The following is a 15534-nucleotide window of genomic DNA, read 5'->3' on the forward strand; positions in this document are numbered from 1 at the left end:
TCGCGTCCCGTCGTCATCAAAGGTGCATGTTGCCGCCCAGCGCCTCGCGGTGCATCGCCTCCCGCTCGGTGCCGATGTCGCGATAGGGCGTCCACTGCGTGGGAATGCCGAACCACACGTCCCAGCCCTCGCGCATCGCCTCGGCCTCGTCCCAATCGGCCAAAACCTTGAGCGCGAGGGGCCGCACCGGCGCGCGCCAGCCGGCGCGGGGCGCCTGTTCGATCGGCAGGTTGGCGCCCATCGCCATGAGCATGCCCACCTGTTCGCGGCAGCGGCGTGCCTGGCATGCGCCCATGCAGGCGCGGGTCAGTCGCTTGATCTGTTCCTGATCGGGCGGGCCATCGTGCAGCAGCGTTTCCAGGCTGCGGCAGCCGAGCTTTTCGGGCCGGGCGAGATACTGCGGCGGCTGCACGCCCAGCAGATCGGCGCGGCTGACTTCCTCGCACTGGCACACGTGCACGGTATCGGGCGTGGCAGCGACCAGCGCGCGCAGCCATGCCTGGCGATAGGCCAGCCGATCGGTTTCGTTCGCCGCCAATTCGGGCGTGGCCACATCCAGCCCCAGCGCCTGGCGCGCCGCTGCGCGGCCCTGTGCGGCGGCAGCATCGCGGCCATGGCCTAGCCCGGCGCAATCACCGGCGATGAACACATCGGGCAGCGCCATGCCGGCCAGCGCCTGGGGCACATGGCCGCCGCGCGCACTATCGGTCACGATGCGGCCACCGGCCACGTCGAGCAGCTCGATCGCCGGCACCACGCCCACCGCCATGCAGATCGTGTCGCATTCGAGGGTTTCGCCCGGCCCCTCGCCCGACACCGGGCCGATCACCGCCGCGCGCACTCCGTCGATGCCGCTGGGCGCCCCCCGGATCACGCTGGCGCAGCGGATCGGCACACCCGCTGCCTGCAGCGCCGCCGCCTTGGCCGCGTCGCCCTGCGGCGCGTCTGCCACTTCGACCAGGGCAGCAACTTCCAGCCCCTTGTCCAGTGCCAGTTGCGCAGTATCGAGCGCCAGATCGCCCGAGCCCAGCACCACCAGACGCCGCCCGGCAAAGGCGTCATAGCGCGTGAGCAGGGCATACAGCCCCTGGGCGCCCATCACGCCAGGCTGCGCCCAGCCATCGAACGCCAGCGCCAGATCGCGCGCGCCGGTGGCCAGGACAATGGCCTTGAACCCGACGGTCCAGGAACGCTCTTCATCGGCCAGACCCAGCATCGCCTCGGGCAGCGCGCCCAGATTGGCGCGGTTGCGCCACAGGCCCCAGGCATAGACACCCAGTTGCACATCGATGCCGGCGTCGAACGCCTGCTCGAACAGCGGCTCGGCCATGAACACCTGCTCGATCATCCGCGCCTTGGCCGCCACCGCGCCAGTCATCCGCCCGCCGAACCAATAGGGCACGTCGTTGCCCATCTGCGCGGCCGAGACCGGGTGCTCGTCCACCAGCAGCACGCTGGCGCCGTTCGCGGCCGCTTCCAGCGCGGCGGCAAGGCCTGCCGGCCCGGCGCCGACCACGACCAGGTCGTAATGCGCATCGGCGCCAGGCAGTTTGCCATTGACGGCGTGGGCATCGGTTCCGGTGAAACCTTCGTTGTTGCTGTCCACCACGCTCACACCACCTCCAGCGCCTGCGCCAGGTCGGCGATCAGGTCGTCCTCATGCTCGATCCCCACCGACATGCGGATGGTGCCATCGGTAATCCCCCCGGCCAGGCGCTTGTCGGGCGCCACGGCATAGTGCGTGGTGCTGGCCGAATGGCATACCAGGGTTTCCGACCCGCCCAGGCTGACGGCAACTTTCATCAGGCGCAGCGCGTCGAGCAGGCGGAACGCCTCGGCCTCGCCACCCTTGAGGTGGAACGAAAAGGTCGATCCCGCGCCGCTGCACTGGCGATCGAACACCGCGCGCTGCGGCGAGCCTTCGGGCAGGAAGCCCAGATAGGTGATGCCAGCCACCTTGGGATGATCGCGCAGGAACGTGGCGATCACGCGGGCATTGTGCATCGCCCGTTCCGACCGCACGTGCACGCTTTCCATCGAACGCAGCACCAGCCAGCTGGTGAACGGATCGCAATGGCTGCCCAGCGTGGTGCGCAACAGCCGCAGCGGCGCGATCAGGTCCAGCTTGCCCGAAACGCCGCCGGCCAGCAGATCGCTGTGCCCGCCGCAATACTTGGTAAGCGAGGTCATGCACAGGTCCACCCCCAGCGCGATCGGGCGCTGGGCAAAGGGGCCAAGCAGGGTATTGTCGCACACCACTACCGGGCGGCGCCCGGTGCGCGCGCCGATCTCGTCAGCCAGGGCCACGATCATCGGCAGGTCGGTGATGGCGGCGGTGGGATTGGCCGGGGTTTCGATCACGATCATCGCCAGCGGCCCGGCGGCCAGCGCCTGGTCGGCCTGGGCGCGTACATGGTCGGCGTTGCAGCCATCGGTGATGTCCACGCTCGTCACGCCCCATTGCGGCATGAACTGGTTGAGCAGGCCATCGGTGCCGCCATAGATCGGGCGGGAATGCAGCACGCTGTCACCTGGCCGCAAGTGCGCCAGCGCGATCGCGCTGTGCGTCGCCATGCCCGAGGCGAATACCGCGGCCGCCCCTGCCCCGTCCACCGCCGCCAGCCGGCTTTCCAGCATGTCGAGGTTGGGATGGCCCAGGCGGGCATAGATATGGTGCGTCTGGCCCACTTCCGGCCCGGTGCCATCGAAATAGGCCTCGTGAATGGCCTTGGCCTGGGCGGCGGATTCATAGACGAAGGTGCTGGTCAGATAGACCGGCGGCTTGGCCGCGCCGCCCGCTTGGGCCGGATCATAGCCTGCCGCCACGGCCAGGGTTTCGGGCCGCACGCCCGGCCCATCATGCCGCATGGCTAAGATCCTTGGACGCCGCCACCGGTGCACTATCGGGTTGCGCCGCACCCAGCTGCATATCCAGGTATTCACGCGCCTTGGCACAATACCAATCGACGAAGCGCACCACCAGCACTTCAGCCTCGGGCGAATAGGGGCCAGGCGTATAGCCGGGGCTATCGACGCCTTCCTGGTTGTTTTCAGCCAGTTCCTTGTCCTGCAGGTTGGTGGTGTTCCACAGCTCCACCAGCTTGGCGCGGTCATAGTCCACGCCTTCCACTGCATCCTTGTGCACCAGCCACTTGGCCGTCACCACGGTTTCACGCGGGCCGACTGGCATGGCACTGAAGAAGAACAGGTGATCGCCCACGGCATGGGCAAAGCTATGCGGCTCCAACGCCCAGCGCAGCGAGCCGACGTCGCCATCGCCCGCCGCCACCATCGGCCGCGCCACAAGTGGCTGCCCATCCATCGACATGGTCTGCATGCCGGGGTTGAGCGGGAAGCGGATCGCCTGCCACCAATCCTCGCCCACCGGGCCCATGGCCAGGCCCAGATCCTGCATCCGCGCCTCGAACTGCGCGGCGTGATCGGCCTCGCCAAATTCGAAATACGACGATGCGCCGACCGGGAACGTGCGCGCCAGTTCGGGGTGCGAGGCCTGGCAATGATAGCACTCGCGCCCGTTTTCCAGCACCAGCTTCCAGTTGGCGTATTCGGTCAGGCTTTCGACATGGGCCACCTTGGCATTGGCCAGATCATGCGGCGCCAGCAGGGCTTCCATCTCGCGCCGGAAGGTTTCGAACGGCGGCGCATCGTCGGCCAGGCAGATATAGATGACGCCAGCGACGATCTCGATCTTCACTTCGCGCAGGCCGTGATCGGCATTGTCGAAATCGGCCGGCATGCGCGCCGCGCTGAGCAGCGAGCCATCGAGGTTGTAGGTCCAGCGATGATAGGGGCACACCAGGCGCGGCGAGCGGCCGGTGCCTTCCTTGCACAGCATCGCGCCGCGGTGGCGGCAGGAATTGTGGAACGCGCGGATCGCGCCGCCCTTGTCGCGCACGATCAGGATCGGCCAGCGCCCGACCTTGAGCGAGGACCACGATCCCGCCTCGGGCAGTTCGCAGGTAAAACCGGCCATCAGCCACGAACGGCCATAGATCGCGGTCATGTCGAAATCGAACATGGCCGGATCGTTGTACAGCGCCTGGGGCAGGCTGTGCCCGGGGCGGCGTTCGTCAAGCTTGGCCTTGATGTCGACCAGGTTCACCCTTGTGCGTCCTTTCAAAATGGCACCATGGGTCTTGGCACGGGCAGCGCGGCTCTCGCGAATCCGATTAAGTCATGCCCGCATGCGATTTTCGCCGTGGCCGGCGCGCAACAAAAATCCGATGGAATTGACGCAGATCAAGGAAACGCGCATTTTCGGCCGTGCCGGCATTTTCCGGCCGGGCGGACTGCCAAGAACGGGAGCCACCACCATCGGACCGAACGGGCTCATCAATCGCCGCTGGTTGCCGCTGAACGCCTTGCGCGCGTTCGAAGCGGTGGGCCGCTACCTGAGCTTTACCGCCGGCGCGCAGGCGCTGACGGTGACGCAAAGCGCGATGAGCCGCCATGTCAGCAGCCTGGAAGACCTGATCGGCAAGCCGCTGTTCGAACGCAGCGCGTCGGGCCTCAAGCTGACCCCGGCGGGCGAAGTCTTGCTGCCCGTGGTCAGCAAGTGTCTGGATCGCATGGAACAGACGCTCAACGTGGTGCGCAACCAGGACATGGAAAGCCGCCCCTTGCGCGTGCACATCCCGCCCTCGCTGCTCTATCAGACGGCGCTGCCGCTGATCCACGGTTTCCGCCGCGAGCATCCCGAGATCCGCATCGATGTGTCGACGTCCAACGCCACGGGCGCGCCGCCGGGCAATCTCGACATGGCGATCGTGTTCGACCGGCCCAACGTGGGCGACATGGTCACCGACCTGTTGTGGATGGTGCGTGTCGCGCCGCTGTGTTCGCCCGCCACGTGGGAACAGCACAAGGGCAAGTCTCTGGAGGAATTTCTCAACTCCGCAGAACTGCTGCATGTGAAGCTGGATAACGAACCGCGCGGCCTGCTGTGGAGCAGTTATGCAGACCAGCAGCGTCTCACGCTCAACTGCACCGATGGCCTGGCGTTCGACACTGCCTTTTCCGCTGTGCGCTATGCCATTGGCGCCTCGGGCGTGGTCCTGGCTGATATCGACATGTTCGGCCCCGAAATCGCCGCCGGAAACCTGGTCATGCCTTACGATGCGGTGGCCGGCGATGGCTATGGCTATTACCTCAAGCTTCATGCCGAAGATCTTTCAGACCCGGCGATCTACCTGTTCCGCGAATGGATCATCCGCCATTTCGCCCGGCAGCGCGGCCAGGAAGAGACGGCCGAGGCCGAGCACAAGGCCCAGATCATGGCCAAGGCCTGACACCACGCGAACGCAGCACGAAATTCCGTTTGTACCATTCGGTCAAATGATGTACTGATCAGTACAAGGCACAGTCGTGCTGAGTCGAGCGATCGATCGCTCCATCGTCATCATTGCAATGCTGGTCTTGCATCCACGGCTCTCGCTGCTGGAACCGCTGCCGGCTTCCCGAAAGGAACAGACGTGTCCCGTCCCCCCCTCCCCCCGTTCACCGCCGAAACAGCGGCTGAAAAGGTGCGCCTGGCCGAAGATGGTTGGAACACCCGCGATGCCGCCAAGGTGGCGCTGGCCTATACCCCCGACACGCGCTGGCGGAACCGCGTTGAGTTCGCGACCAACCGCGAAGAGGCGCAGGCCTTTCTCACGCGCAAGTGGAACAAGGAACACGAATACCGCCTGATCAAGGAACTGTGGGCATTCACCGGCAACCGCATCGCCGTGCGCTATGCCTATGAATACCGCGACGATGGCGGGCAGTGGTTCCGCGCCTATGGCAACGAGAACTGGCTGTTTGCCGAAGATGGCCTGATGTCCAACCGCCATGCCAGCATCAACGAAATGCCGATCGCCGAGGCCGACCGCAAGTTTCACTGGCCGCTGGGCCGGCGCCCCGACGATCATCCTTCGTTGAGCCAGCTTGGCCTGTGAAAACCCGGCGCGTGCTCACCGATCGCCAGAGCGCGGTGCCCGCCTTGGCCGAAGCCTTTCGCGAGCACGGCTTCGAGGGCGCGAGCCTGGCCGTGCTGTCCAAGGCGACGGGGCTGGGCAAAGGCAGCCTCTACAACTTCTTCCCCGGCGGGAAGGAGGAAATGATGGCGGCGGTGCTCGACAATATCGACGCCTGGTTCGTCGACGCCATCTTCCAGCCGCTGGAGGATGGGCCCGACCCGCAAGCAGCGATCATCGCCATGTTCGCTGACGTGACCGCCTACTTCCGATCGGGCAGGCGGGTGTGCATCGTCGGGTGCCTTGGCCTCAACACCGCCGGCCAGGCCTTTTCCGGTAAGTTGGCAGGGTATTTTGCGCGCTGGATCAAGGCGCTGGCCCAATGCCTGAAAAAAGGCGGGATACCACAGGGCCTGGCGCTGGCGCTTGCCGAAGAAGCGGTGTCGGGCATCCAGGGCGCAATCGTGCTGGCACGGGCGCTGGACGAGGCCGCCTCGTTCCAACGCATCGTTGCGCGGCTCCAGGCCACATTGCTGGCCGCCCTTGCCGCTTCCCCGCAGGCAGGGACCGCGCCCGACGCGGTTACCAAGGACGAGACCTGATGGCACAGACATTCCTGCGAACCATGTTCGGCCCCCACTCCCGCGCCTTGCAAGAGCAGGACGGCTCGCGCACCGCCTATGCCCGCATGGAAGCGCAAGCGGGCGACGTGGACTTGCTCACGGCGCGTGAACTCGACTTCATCGCGGCGCGTGACAGCTTCTATATCGCCAGCATCAGTGAACACGGCTGGCCCTATATGCAGCATCGCGGCGGGCCGGCGGGCTTTCTCCGCCGGATTTCCGGCAACCGCATCGGTTTTGCCGATTATCAGGGCAACCGGCAGTTCCTCTCGACCGGTAACCTCGCGGCCCACGATCGGGTCTGCCTGTTCCTGATGGACTATCCCGCGCGGCGCCGGTTGAAACTGATCGGCCATGCCCGCACCACCAGCGACCCCGATGATGTCGCGGCGCTGATGCCCGCAGACTATGCCGCGATCGGCGAGCGTGCGTTTGTGATCGACATCGTCGGGTTCGATTGGAACTGCCCGCAACACATTACGCCCCGGTTCGGCGCGGCAGACCTGGCGCAGATCACCCAGCCGCTCCAGGATGAGATAGCCCGCCTGCGCGCCCGCATCGCCACCCTGGAAGGTGTGACGCCACAACGCTGACCTGCGTTCGGCTCGGCACGCGGAAATTACGGTGGCCAAAGCACATTTCAATACGTTACGACAGCAAGCATGAAGAACCTCACACCTTTTGGCGCGCTGCTGATCTGTGCTGCGATCGGTCTGTTGACCCACAAGTTTGGCCTGTGGTTTCCGATCGGGATCGTGGCCTTTATCGCGGTGAGCGTGGCGCAGAACAAGCTGCGCCCGTAAACCGGGCCTACCAGGCGGGCCTGTCGGAGAGATCGTGGCCGCCGCGCGCACTGCGCAGGGTTTGCGGTGCATTCATATGCGCCTGGCCGGTGGCGGCCATATCGGTCGCCCATTCGCTGATCAGAGTACGGCGCACGATGCACCACTGCCCGTCGCGGCAGGCATAGGCATCGATATAGCGGCCAGCGATGAACAGATCGCGCGGAGCGCCATCGGCGTCGCGGATACCGTGCCACGCCTGGAAATAGCTTTCCCCGCTGGCGCGGGCGGTATCGTGGATCGCGATGCGGCTTTGCCCCAGCATGTGGTGGCTGGCCTGCATCTGCCCCAGAAAGCCAAACGCAAAAGTCACGAACCCATCGAGATCGCCGGCATAGACGCCGCAATCGATTTGGGCATCGGGGTGGAACGCGCTGCGGAACAGTGCCTCGTCCAGCCTGTCCAGCCCGCGCATATAGCGGTGCAGCGCATCGGTGATGTCGCGCCGCGCGACGTAATCGGCCAGGGGATCGGCCAGGGTGGCCAGCCTTGTCTGCGTCACAGCTTCACCACCACTTTCCCCAGGCTCTTGCCGGTCAGCATGCGATCATAGGCGATAAGGGTGTTTTCCAGGCCCACGGTTTCATCGATCGTCGCCACCAGTTTGCCGGCGTCGAACCAGGCGCGCAGGCGCGGCATGAATTCGGCGCCCCGATGCAGGAAATCGGGAATGAAAAAGCCTTCCATCCGCAGCCGGCGCATCAGGATCTGGTCAAACCGCGCCGGGCCGGGCAGCGGCTTGTCGGCATCATAGCCTGCCACCAGCCCGCATACCGCAACGCGGCCATAATGCGCCATGTTGGGCAGCACCGCATCGAGCAGCGGGCCGCCGACATTGTCGAAATAGCCGTGCACTCCGCCATCGACTGCAGCGAGGCGGGCGGCGACATCCTCGTTCTTGTAGTCGATCGCCTGATCAACCCCCAGGGTTTCCAGCAGATAGCGGCACTTGTCCGGCCCGCCGGCAATGCCGATCACGCGCAACCCCAGGTTGCGCCCGATCTGGCAGGCCAGGCTGCCCGTGGCCCCGGCGGCGGCCGACACCACCAGCCATTGCCCGGCGGCCAGGCCCAGCACCTCGGCCACGCCGACATAAGCGGTCCAGGCATTCATCCCCAGCGCGCCGAAATGCTGGCGGATATCGGCCACGTCATCGTCCACCGCCACCAGGCCGGCGGGATCGGGCATGACGGTGCTGAACTGCGCCCACTGGCCAAAGCCGCGCACCAGCGTGCCACGGGCAAAGCGCGGATCGCGGCTCTCGCACACCCGGCCCAGCACCACCCCCATCATCTTGGCGCCCAGCGGCAGGGGCGGTTGATAGCCATCGGTGCGCGGGCTCATCCACATGCGCGTGCCGGCATCCATCGACAGGTATTCGGCCGCGATCCGCACCTCGCCATCGCCCAGCGGCGCCAGCGTTTCGGTGCAGAGCGACAGGGCGCTGGCAAAATCGTGGCCCTGCGGGCGCGCATCCAATCTCCAGAAGCGGTTCTGCGCCATGGCCAGCCATCATCCTCTCGGTTCGTTGGCCGCTGTGCTGCCCGCTGCGCCGGGCTCACGCCACCTAGTCAAAGGATTAGGCCTATCCATTGTCGGAGGCAGGGGCAGCGCGGTGCTCGTGGCTTAACCTCGAGGCTTGGGACCAGAACAGTTCAACCATACCCCAGCCACGCACAACAGACGCGCACCACAGCGCTCGCCAGGGAGAGTACCATGCCTCGCAAAGCCCATCGCCTGATGGCTGCGGCCGCCTTTGGCCCGCTGGCCCTTGACCCGTTCACCGCCGCCCTCGCCGCCGAAGCGCCACCGCCCGCAGCCGCCGATGCACCGCCTGCCGCCGAACACGAAAGCGGCCTTGCCGAAATCATCGTGACCGCGCGCAAGCGGGTGGAAAGCGCGCAGTCGGTGCCGGTCGCCGTCACGGCCATTTCCGCGCAGACCCTGGTGCAGCGCGACATCACCAGCATCGAAAAGATCGCCGCCGCCACGCCCAGCCTCACCGTGGGCCACGCCTCCAACGGATCGGCGGCGCAGATCGCGCTGCGCGGCATCGGTTCGTCCTCCACGTCGATCGGGATCGAGCAATCGGTGGCAACCGTGGTCGACGGGGTCTATTACGGCCAGGGCCGCGTGCTGGAAGAAGGGTTCTTCGACCTGGCCGGCGTGGAAGTGCTCAAGGGGCCTCAGGTGCTGTTCTTCGGCAAGAACGCCACGGCCGGCGTCATCTCGATCAAGACTGCCGATCCCACTCCCACCTGGCAGTTCCGCACCAAGGCCAGCTATGAATTCAAGGCCAAGCAGGCACAGCTTGAAGGCGTGGCATCGGGCCCGCTGACCGATGATCTGGGCCTGCGCGTGGCGGTGCGCGGCACCAAGGCCTGGGGCGGATACTATGACAACGTGTCGCAGCCCTTTGCCATCACCTATCCGCTCTCGCCCACGCCCAGCCCGACCTACACCTCGTATCCCACCAGCAGCAACCAGCCGGGCAACCGCGAATTCCTCGGCCGCGTAACGCTGAAATACGAACCCAGCAGCGCCTTGACCGATACGCTCAAGGCCTCGTTCGATTACAACAAGGCCAACAATTCCAGCTATAACTATGTGGCGTACAACTGCCCCACCGGAAAGACGCAGATCAACGGCTATACCTGCGGCTACAACTTCGTGACGCACCAGAACAACCTGCCGAGCGAAGTGGCCAAGAATTTTCCTTATGCCGGCGATGGCAGCCTCTACAACCGCTACAAATCCGCCGCCGTCACCAACAATTTCAACTATGATCTCGACAAGGTCACGATCACCAACGTGACCAACTACAACTGGAACAACAACCAGTGGCTGTGCGCGTGCGAATTCAATTCCAGCGCCAGCTCGGTCTGGGCCACGGAAAACTCCAGCTGGCAGGCCTTTTCCAACGAGCTGCGCGCCCTCACCCACTATGACAGCCCGGTCAACCTGATGGCCGGCGTGCTCTATCAAAAGACCCGCCGCGATTTCGCGCAGTTCGTCAGCTACAGCTATAACAATATCCCGAGCCAGGGCATCAACCAGTACCAGGACGGCACCAAATCGAGCTATACCCGCGGGCAGACCATTTCCGGCTTTGCCCAGGCGATCTGGAAGATCGTGCCCCAGGTCGAATTCGATGCCGGCGTGCGCTATACCCACGAAACCAAGGACAGCTTCTTCATCCAGCCCTATACCAGCCCCACGTTCATCGGGGTGTGGCCGATGGGGGCCGGCTCGCAGGTTACCGCGCACCAGGTTTTCAACAACTGGTCGCCCGATTTCTCGTTGACCTACAAGCCGCTGCAAGACGTGATGGTCTATGCCTCGTACAAGACGGGCTACAAGTCGGGCGGGTTCTCCAACGGCGGGATCTATTCGCTCGCCTCGGCCAACCCGGCGGCGGATTTCGTGTTCAATCCCGAAACCGTGCAGGGCTTTGAAGGCGGCATCAAGAGCACGCTGGCCGATCACCAGCTGCGCCTCAACCTCAACCTATATTCCTATAAATACAAGAACCTGCAGACCGACTATTTCGACTCGGTCAAGGTGGCGTTCCAGACGCTGACGGCCGATGCCACGACCAAGGGGGTCGAACTGGAGTTCGAATTTGCCCCGCGCGCCGTGTCGGGCCTCAACCTGCATGGCAGCATGAACTACAACGATGCCAAATACAGCAACTTCCCCGTCGCGCCGTGCTTTGGCGGGCAGAGCATTGCCGAAGGCTGCAACCTGACCACCGCCGGCACCCCGATCGCCGCAGGTGGCACCGGCGCGCGCCAGAACCTGACCGGCCAGCCGCTGGGCATGGCCCCGCACTGGACCGGCACGCTGGGCGCGAACTATGAAACGCCGATTGGCAATGGCCTCAAGGCCGGGCTCAACATCGATACGCGCTACAGCGCGTCGTATCTCGTCTCGGGCTTTGGCGAGCAGTTCTCGCGCAATCCCGCCTATGCCGTGCTCGACGTGGGCGTGCGCCTGGGCGCGAGCGACGATAACTGGCAGGTAGCGATCATCGGCAAGAACTTGACCAACAAGCAATATATCAACGGCGGTGTCGATGCGCCGCTCACCGGCAGCGGCACCGGCACGGCCAATGCGCTGCATGCCGATCTCATGGGCTTTGGTGCGCTGCCCCGCACGGTGCAGATTTCGCTGACCAAGAACTTCTGATCAGCGCACCACGCGCGATCAGCAGGACCGCGTAAGGCGCGGGTGCCGGACAATTCGGCACCCGCGCCTTTTTTCATGGTGAAGCGTTGGTTGGCGCCGCGCCAGCGATCCGTTAACGCAGCACGCGTGCCGGCCCGCCGGTGCGGGACCCAATAGTGCAACAAGAAAGCGTCATTCCCATGCAAGCCTTTCGCGGCTCGATGATCTTCACGGTCGTCTGCCTGATCCTCGCCGGCGTGCTCGGCTATGTCGAGACCGGGCTGCTTGGCCCGGCGCTCTCGATGGTGTTCATTGCCGGCGTGCTAGGCGTGATGGAAACCTCGCTCAGCCTCGACAACGCCGTGGTCAACGCATCCATCCTCAAGGACATGGACCCGCTGTGGCAACGCCGCTTTCTGACCTGGGGGATCATCATTGCCGTGTTCGGCATGCGCATCGTCTTCCCGATCCTGATCGTCTCGGTCGCCGCGCTCGTCTCTCCATGGGAAGCGGCGCGCATCGCGATTGCCGATCACGCCCGCTATGAAGCGATCGTGACCGGCGCGCATGTGGGCATTTCCGGCTTTGGCGGCGCATTCCTGATGCTGGTGGGCCTCTCGTTCTTCTTCGATACCGACCGCGAACATCACTGGATCGGCCTGATCGAACGGCCGCTGGCGGCCTTCGCGCGGCTGCCCCTGGCGCCCTATCTGGTCACCGCGATCGTGGTTGGCGCGCTCTCGTTCTGGTTGCACCCGGGCGAACAGCAGACGTTCCTGATCGCGGGCCTCGCCGGCGTGGCAACCTATTTCGCGGTCCAGAAATTCGGTGACCTGATGGGCGGCGAAGAAGATGCTGCCACCGGCAAGGTGGTCCGCTCGGGCGCGGCGGCGTTCGTCTATCTCGAGTTTCTCGATGCCTCGTTCTCGTTCGACGGGGTGATCGGCGCCTTTGCCATCACCAACGATATCCTGCTGATCGCACTGGGCCTGGGCATCGGCGCGATGTTCGTGCGCTCGATGACCGTGGCCCTGGTGCGGGGCGGGCACTTGAGCGAGTTTCGCTTTCTCGAACCCGGCGCGTTCTATGCCATCGTCGCGCTTGCGGTGATCATGCTGATCAGCATCCGCGTGCACGTGCCCGAGATCGTCACCGGCCTGATCGGCGCGGTGATCATCGGTGCCTCACTCTATGCCTCGATCCGCCACAAGCGGCGCTTCCCCCACGAATACGAGGAAGCCGGCGAGGCCGACGCGATCCTGCCCAGCGGCGATGTGCAGCCCGGCCAGCACACCGCCTGAGCCAAGGGCCGCCGCGCGCGGCTCCACGGAACCCGCGCGCGGCCGGCCGCTTAGAACTTCACGTCGCCCAGCACGCCGATGGTGCGCATGGCCTGCGTGGTGAGCCAGGCGGTCTGATAGCTGCCGTTGTTGCTGATCGCGGTGACGAAGCGGGTGTTGAACAGGTTGCGGGCAAACACCGCCACGTTCCAGCGCCCATCGGCATCGCGCACGCCGATCTGGCCACCGGCAATGCCATAGCCGCGCTGATAGGTCAGCGGATCGCCATTGGCGCTGAAGTTCACCGAACTGCGATAGTTGTAGTTCGCCTTGATGAAACCGGTGATTTCGCTGGTCACCGGCACGTCGTAATTGGCGTTGAGCGAATAGGTGAACTTGGGGCTGTTGGGCAGCACGTTGCCGGTGTTGTTGAAGAACCGCGTGGCCGGCACGGTGGTGGTCGTGCCGGGGATCGTGGTGCTGACAAAGCAGCCGGGCTGCGTGGGATAGTTGCACGTGCCGTTGGGGAAATAGGCAAACTTGGCATCGATATAGGCCGCGTTCCCGCTGATCGTCAGGCGGTCGGTCGGCCGCGCGGAAAAGTCCATTTCGATCCCGCGCGAGCGGACCTTCCCGGCATTGGCAATCTGCAGGATCGCCAGGTTGGTGCCGTTGAAGATGAACGGCGTGGAAATCTGCGTCTGGAAATCCTTGATGTCGGTGGTGTAGGCATCGATGTTGAACACCAGGCGGCGATTGAACCACGCGGTTTTCAGACCCACTTCATAGTTGGTGGGAATTTCCGGGTTGGAAAACAGCGGCTGGCCCAGCAGATAGCCGCTGACCAGCCCGATGCCTGGCCCCTTGTAGCCGCGCGAATAGGTGAAATAGGTCATCACATCGGGGGTGATCTTGTATTCGGTGCCCAGCTTGTAGCTGAAATTGTCGGCCTTGCGGTTGCTGGGATAGGTGGTCTGGTCAAACGACAGCGGCGGCGCGCCGGGGAACGCATTGTCGGTGGGGCTGACCAGCGTGCGGTTGTAGCGGATCATGGTCAGGTCATCGTGGGTATAGCGCCCGCCCACGATCAGCTTCCACGTTGGCGTCAGGTTGATGTTGCCCTGGCCGAACAAGGCATAGTTCAGCGTCTGGATATCGGGCTGCGCCTTGCGGCTATAGACAGCGGTGGATGCTGGCAGGCCCAGTTGCCCCTGCTGCGGATAGGCCGCCTTGAGGTTCTGGTTGAAGTAATAGAGGCCGACCACATAATCGACCAGGCCGCGCTTGGGCGATGCCAGGCGCAGTTCCTGGGTCAACTGCTGCTGCGCTTCATCGGCGCCGTTGATCGGGAAGAACGGCGTATCGGTAAAGCCGGTGTCGGTGTTGTCATGCAGCACCCAGCGGCGGAACGCGGTGATCGAGGTGAGCGTGTAATCGCCGATCGACTTGTCGATCTGCAGCGAGCCGCCCCACTGCGTCATGTTGAGATAGACCGGACCGCCGACATTGGTTTCGCGGTTATCCAGGCTGGGCACGATATTGTAGGCCGCCAGACGCTGCACCACATAGTTGTTGGGCGCCGCGCCCACCGTGCCGACAATCACCGACTGGCAGCAGGCCGAGGAATGGTGACCCCAATCGAACGAGGCCAGCACCGACAGGTCGCTATCCGGCTTGAACAGCAGCTTGGTGCGGAAACCGCCCTCGCTCTGCCCGCCGAGCGTCTGGCCCGTGTATACATTGTTGATGAAGCCATCGCGGTGGTTGAAATAGCCGGTGGTGCGCCAGGCGAGGTTTTCGGTCAGCGGCACGTTGAGCACGCCTTCCAACTTGGTCTCGTTGTCGGTGCCGTAAGACACGCGCGCGCTGCCTTCGAAATTCTGGGTCGGGTTGCGGGTGGAGATCGACACCACGCCGGCCGAACCGCCCTTGCCGAACAGCATGCCCTGCGGTCCGCGCAGCACGTCGACCTGCGCCACATCGGCAAGATCGCCCGTGCCCATGCCCGGCCTGCCGAGCACTACGCCATCGACCACCACGCTCACGCTCTGTTCCGTGCCATCGGCAAAGGCGAACGTGCCCACGCCGCGAATGGCAAAGCCTTCGCCGCGCACGCTGTTGGATTCGGCAAACTGCACGCTGGGCGCCAGGAAGCGGATATCGGTGATATTGGTAAGGTTTGCCGCCTTGAGCATGTCACCGCTGACCGAGCTAACCGCGACAGGCACATCCTGCAGGCGCTCGCTGCGCTTTTGCGCGGTGACGACAATGTCGGTCACGCCGGCGGGCGGCGTATCAGCCGCAGGGGCAGCCGGCGCGGCTGGCGCAGCGGCGGGGGCAGCAGCAAGTGCCGCGCCCGGCATGGCCAAGGCCAGCGCCAGCGCGCCCAGCGAAATCGCTGCGGAAATTTTCGGCCCACATACGGTGGGCATGGCGAAGGTGGTTGTCATGCGTCTGCTCCCATCAGGCATTTTTCTATGTCTGGCATGAGGGAGGCGCACGCGCCGGCCGGGCAGCCTTCGGCCCCGGCAGATTTTGCCCCCATCACACCCTCAACCCGGTTCACCGCGCAAGCTCTGTATGCTGATTCGTGGCTCGCTGCACGATTGGGCATACCGAATGCGGCTATTTCGTAATTTTGTATTTC

13 protein-coding genes are annotated in these 15534 nt (G+C 64.6%); 7 read left to right on the plus strand and 6 right to left on the minus strand.

Translation table 11 applies throughout. The annotated features are described in order from the left end of the window. Positions 1–16 precede the first annotated feature (16 nt). The 3 genes from FHW97_RS08680 to FHW97_RS08690 are packed head-to-tail and all read right to left on the minus strand — an operon-like array spanning position 17 to position 4123. Positions 17–1615, minus strand: coding sequence for an FAD-dependent oxidoreductase (locus FHW97_RS08680; protein ID WP_370525371.1), 1599 nt, complete (start codon positions 1613–1615; stop codon positions 17–19). After that, positions 1612–2868 carry a cystathionine gamma-synthase family protein gene (locus tag FHW97_RS08685; RefSeq protein WP_171798709.1) on the minus strand — a complete coding sequence of 419 codons (1257 nt, stop codon included), beginning with the start codon at positions 2866–2868 and terminating at the stop codon, positions 1612–1614. The genes FHW97_RS08680 and FHW97_RS08685 overlap by 4 nt, the downstream gene beginning before the upstream one ends. Continuing rightward, entirely contained in the window at positions 2858–4123 is a 1266-nt protein-coding gene (locus FHW97_RS08690) for an aromatic ring-hydroxylating dioxygenase subunit alpha (protein WP_370525370.1), read from the minus strand. Before FHW97_RS08690 ends, FHW97_RS08685 begins: the two co-directional genes overlap by 11 nt. A gap of 259 nt (positions 4124–4382) precedes the next feature. On the opposite strand from FHW97_RS08690, the gene FHW97_RS08695 reads away from it, so the two are divergent. The 5 genes from FHW97_RS08695 to FHW97_RS08715 all read left to right on the plus strand — a co-directional run bounded on the left by FHW97_RS08695 (position 4383) and on the right by FHW97_RS08715 (position 7401). Further along, positions 4383–5309: a LysR family transcriptional regulator gene (locus tag FHW97_RS08695; protein WP_051146213.1), complete on the plus strand. Its 927-nt coding sequence runs from the start codon at positions 4383–4385 to the stop codon at positions 5307–5309. 183 nt (positions 5310–5492) lie between these two features. Then, a complete protein-coding gene (locus tag FHW97_RS08700; RefSeq protein WP_107715207.1) occupies positions 5493–5957 on the plus strand; it encodes a DUF1348 family protein in 465 nt (154 codons plus the stop codon). Continuing rightward, positions 5954–6577, plus strand: coding sequence for a TetR/AcrR family transcriptional regulator (locus FHW97_RS08705; protein ID WP_171798710.1), 624 nt, complete (start codon positions 5954–5956; stop codon positions 6575–6577). Before FHW97_RS08700 ends, FHW97_RS08705 begins: the two co-directional genes overlap by 4 nt. Beyond that, the gene (locus FHW97_RS08710) at positions 6577–7191 is read left to right on the plus strand and encodes a pyridoxamine 5'-phosphate oxidase family protein (protein ID WP_171798711.1); all 615 of its coding nucleotides are present in this window, start codon (positions 6577–6579) and stop codon (positions 7189–7191) included. Before FHW97_RS08705 ends, FHW97_RS08710 begins: the two co-directional genes overlap by 1 nt. 69 nt (positions 7192–7260) lie before the next feature. Further along, a complete protein-coding gene (locus tag FHW97_RS08715; protein WP_022674645.1) occupies positions 7261–7401 on the plus strand; it encodes a hypothetical protein in 141 nt (46 codons plus the stop codon). Between the two features lie 7 nt (positions 7402–7408). Here the strand turns inward: FHW97_RS08715 and FHW97_RS08720 are convergent, their stop codons facing one another. Together FHW97_RS08720 and FHW97_RS08725 are read right to left on the minus strand one after the other, a co-directional pair. Continuing rightward, positions 7409–7942 carry a nuclear transport factor 2 family protein gene (locus FHW97_RS08720; RefSeq protein ID WP_233250817.1) on the minus strand — a complete coding sequence of 178 codons (534 nt, stop codon included), beginning with the start codon at positions 7940–7942 and terminating at the stop codon, positions 7409–7411. Then, the gene (locus FHW97_RS08725) at positions 7939–8943 is read right to left on the minus strand and encodes an NADP-dependent oxidoreductase (RefSeq protein WP_171798712.1); all 1005 of its coding nucleotides are present in this window, start codon (positions 8941–8943) and stop codon (positions 7939–7941) included. Before FHW97_RS08725 ends, FHW97_RS08720 begins: the two co-directional genes overlap by 4 nt. 213 nt (positions 8944–9156) lie before the next feature. Here FHW97_RS08725 and FHW97_RS08730 point away from each other — a divergent pair, with 213 nt between their 5' ends. Together FHW97_RS08730 and FHW97_RS08735 are read left to right on the plus strand one after the other, a co-directional pair. Then, the gene (locus FHW97_RS08730) at positions 9157–11628 is read left to right on the plus strand and encodes a TonB-dependent receptor (RefSeq protein ID WP_253941693.1); all 2472 of its coding nucleotides are present in this window, start codon (positions 9157–9159) and stop codon (positions 11626–11628) included. 179 nt (positions 11629–11807) lie between these two features. Beyond that, positions 11808–12908, plus strand: coding sequence for a DUF475 domain-containing protein (locus tag FHW97_RS08735; protein WP_171798713.1), 1101 nt, complete (start codon positions 11808–11810; stop codon positions 12906–12908). 50 nt (positions 12909–12958) lie between these two features. Here FHW97_RS08735 and FHW97_RS08740 read toward each other — a convergent pair whose 3' ends face one another. Continuing rightward, positions 12959–15337 (minus strand): TonB-dependent receptor, encoded by a 2379-nt coding sequence (locus tag FHW97_RS08740; protein WP_171798714.1) that lies wholly within the window; start codon positions 15335–15337, stop codon positions 12959–12961. Positions 15338–15534: the final 197 nt, after the last annotated feature.

The sequence above is a fragment of the Novosphingobium sp. SG754 genome, assembly GCF_013149315.1.
Classification (GTDB): Bacteria; Pseudomonadota; Alphaproteobacteria; order Sphingomonadales; family Sphingomonadaceae; genus Novosphingobium; species Novosphingobium capsulatum.

Coding starts and splice junctions, on each gene's coding strand:
- FHW97_RS08715 (WP_022674645.1), top strand. CDS start 7,261: ATGAAGAACCTCACACCTTTTGGCGCGCTGCTGATCTGTGCTGCGATC.
- FHW97_RS08725 (WP_171798712.1), bottom strand. CDS start 8,943: ATGGCGCAGAACCGCTTCTGGAGATTGGATGCGCGCCCGCAGGGCCAC.
- FHW97_RS08730 (WP_253941693.1), top strand. CDS start 9,157: ATGCCTCGCAAAGCCCATCGCCTGATGGCTGCGGCCGCCTTTGGCCCG.
- FHW97_RS08735 (WP_171798713.1), top strand. CDS start 11,808: ATGCAAGCCTTTCGCGGCTCGATGATCTTCACGGTCGTCTGCCTGATC.
- FHW97_RS08710 (WP_171798711.1), top strand. CDS start 6,577: ATGGCACAGACATTCCTGCGAACCATGTTCGGCCCCCACTCCCGCGCC.
- FHW97_RS08740 (WP_171798714.1), bottom strand. CDS start 15,337: ATGACAACCACCTTCGCCATGCCCACCGTATGTGGGCCGAAAATTTCC.
- FHW97_RS08685 (WP_171798709.1), bottom strand. CDS start 2,868: ATGCGGCATGATGGGCCGGGCGTGCGGCCCGAAACCCTGGCCGTGGCG.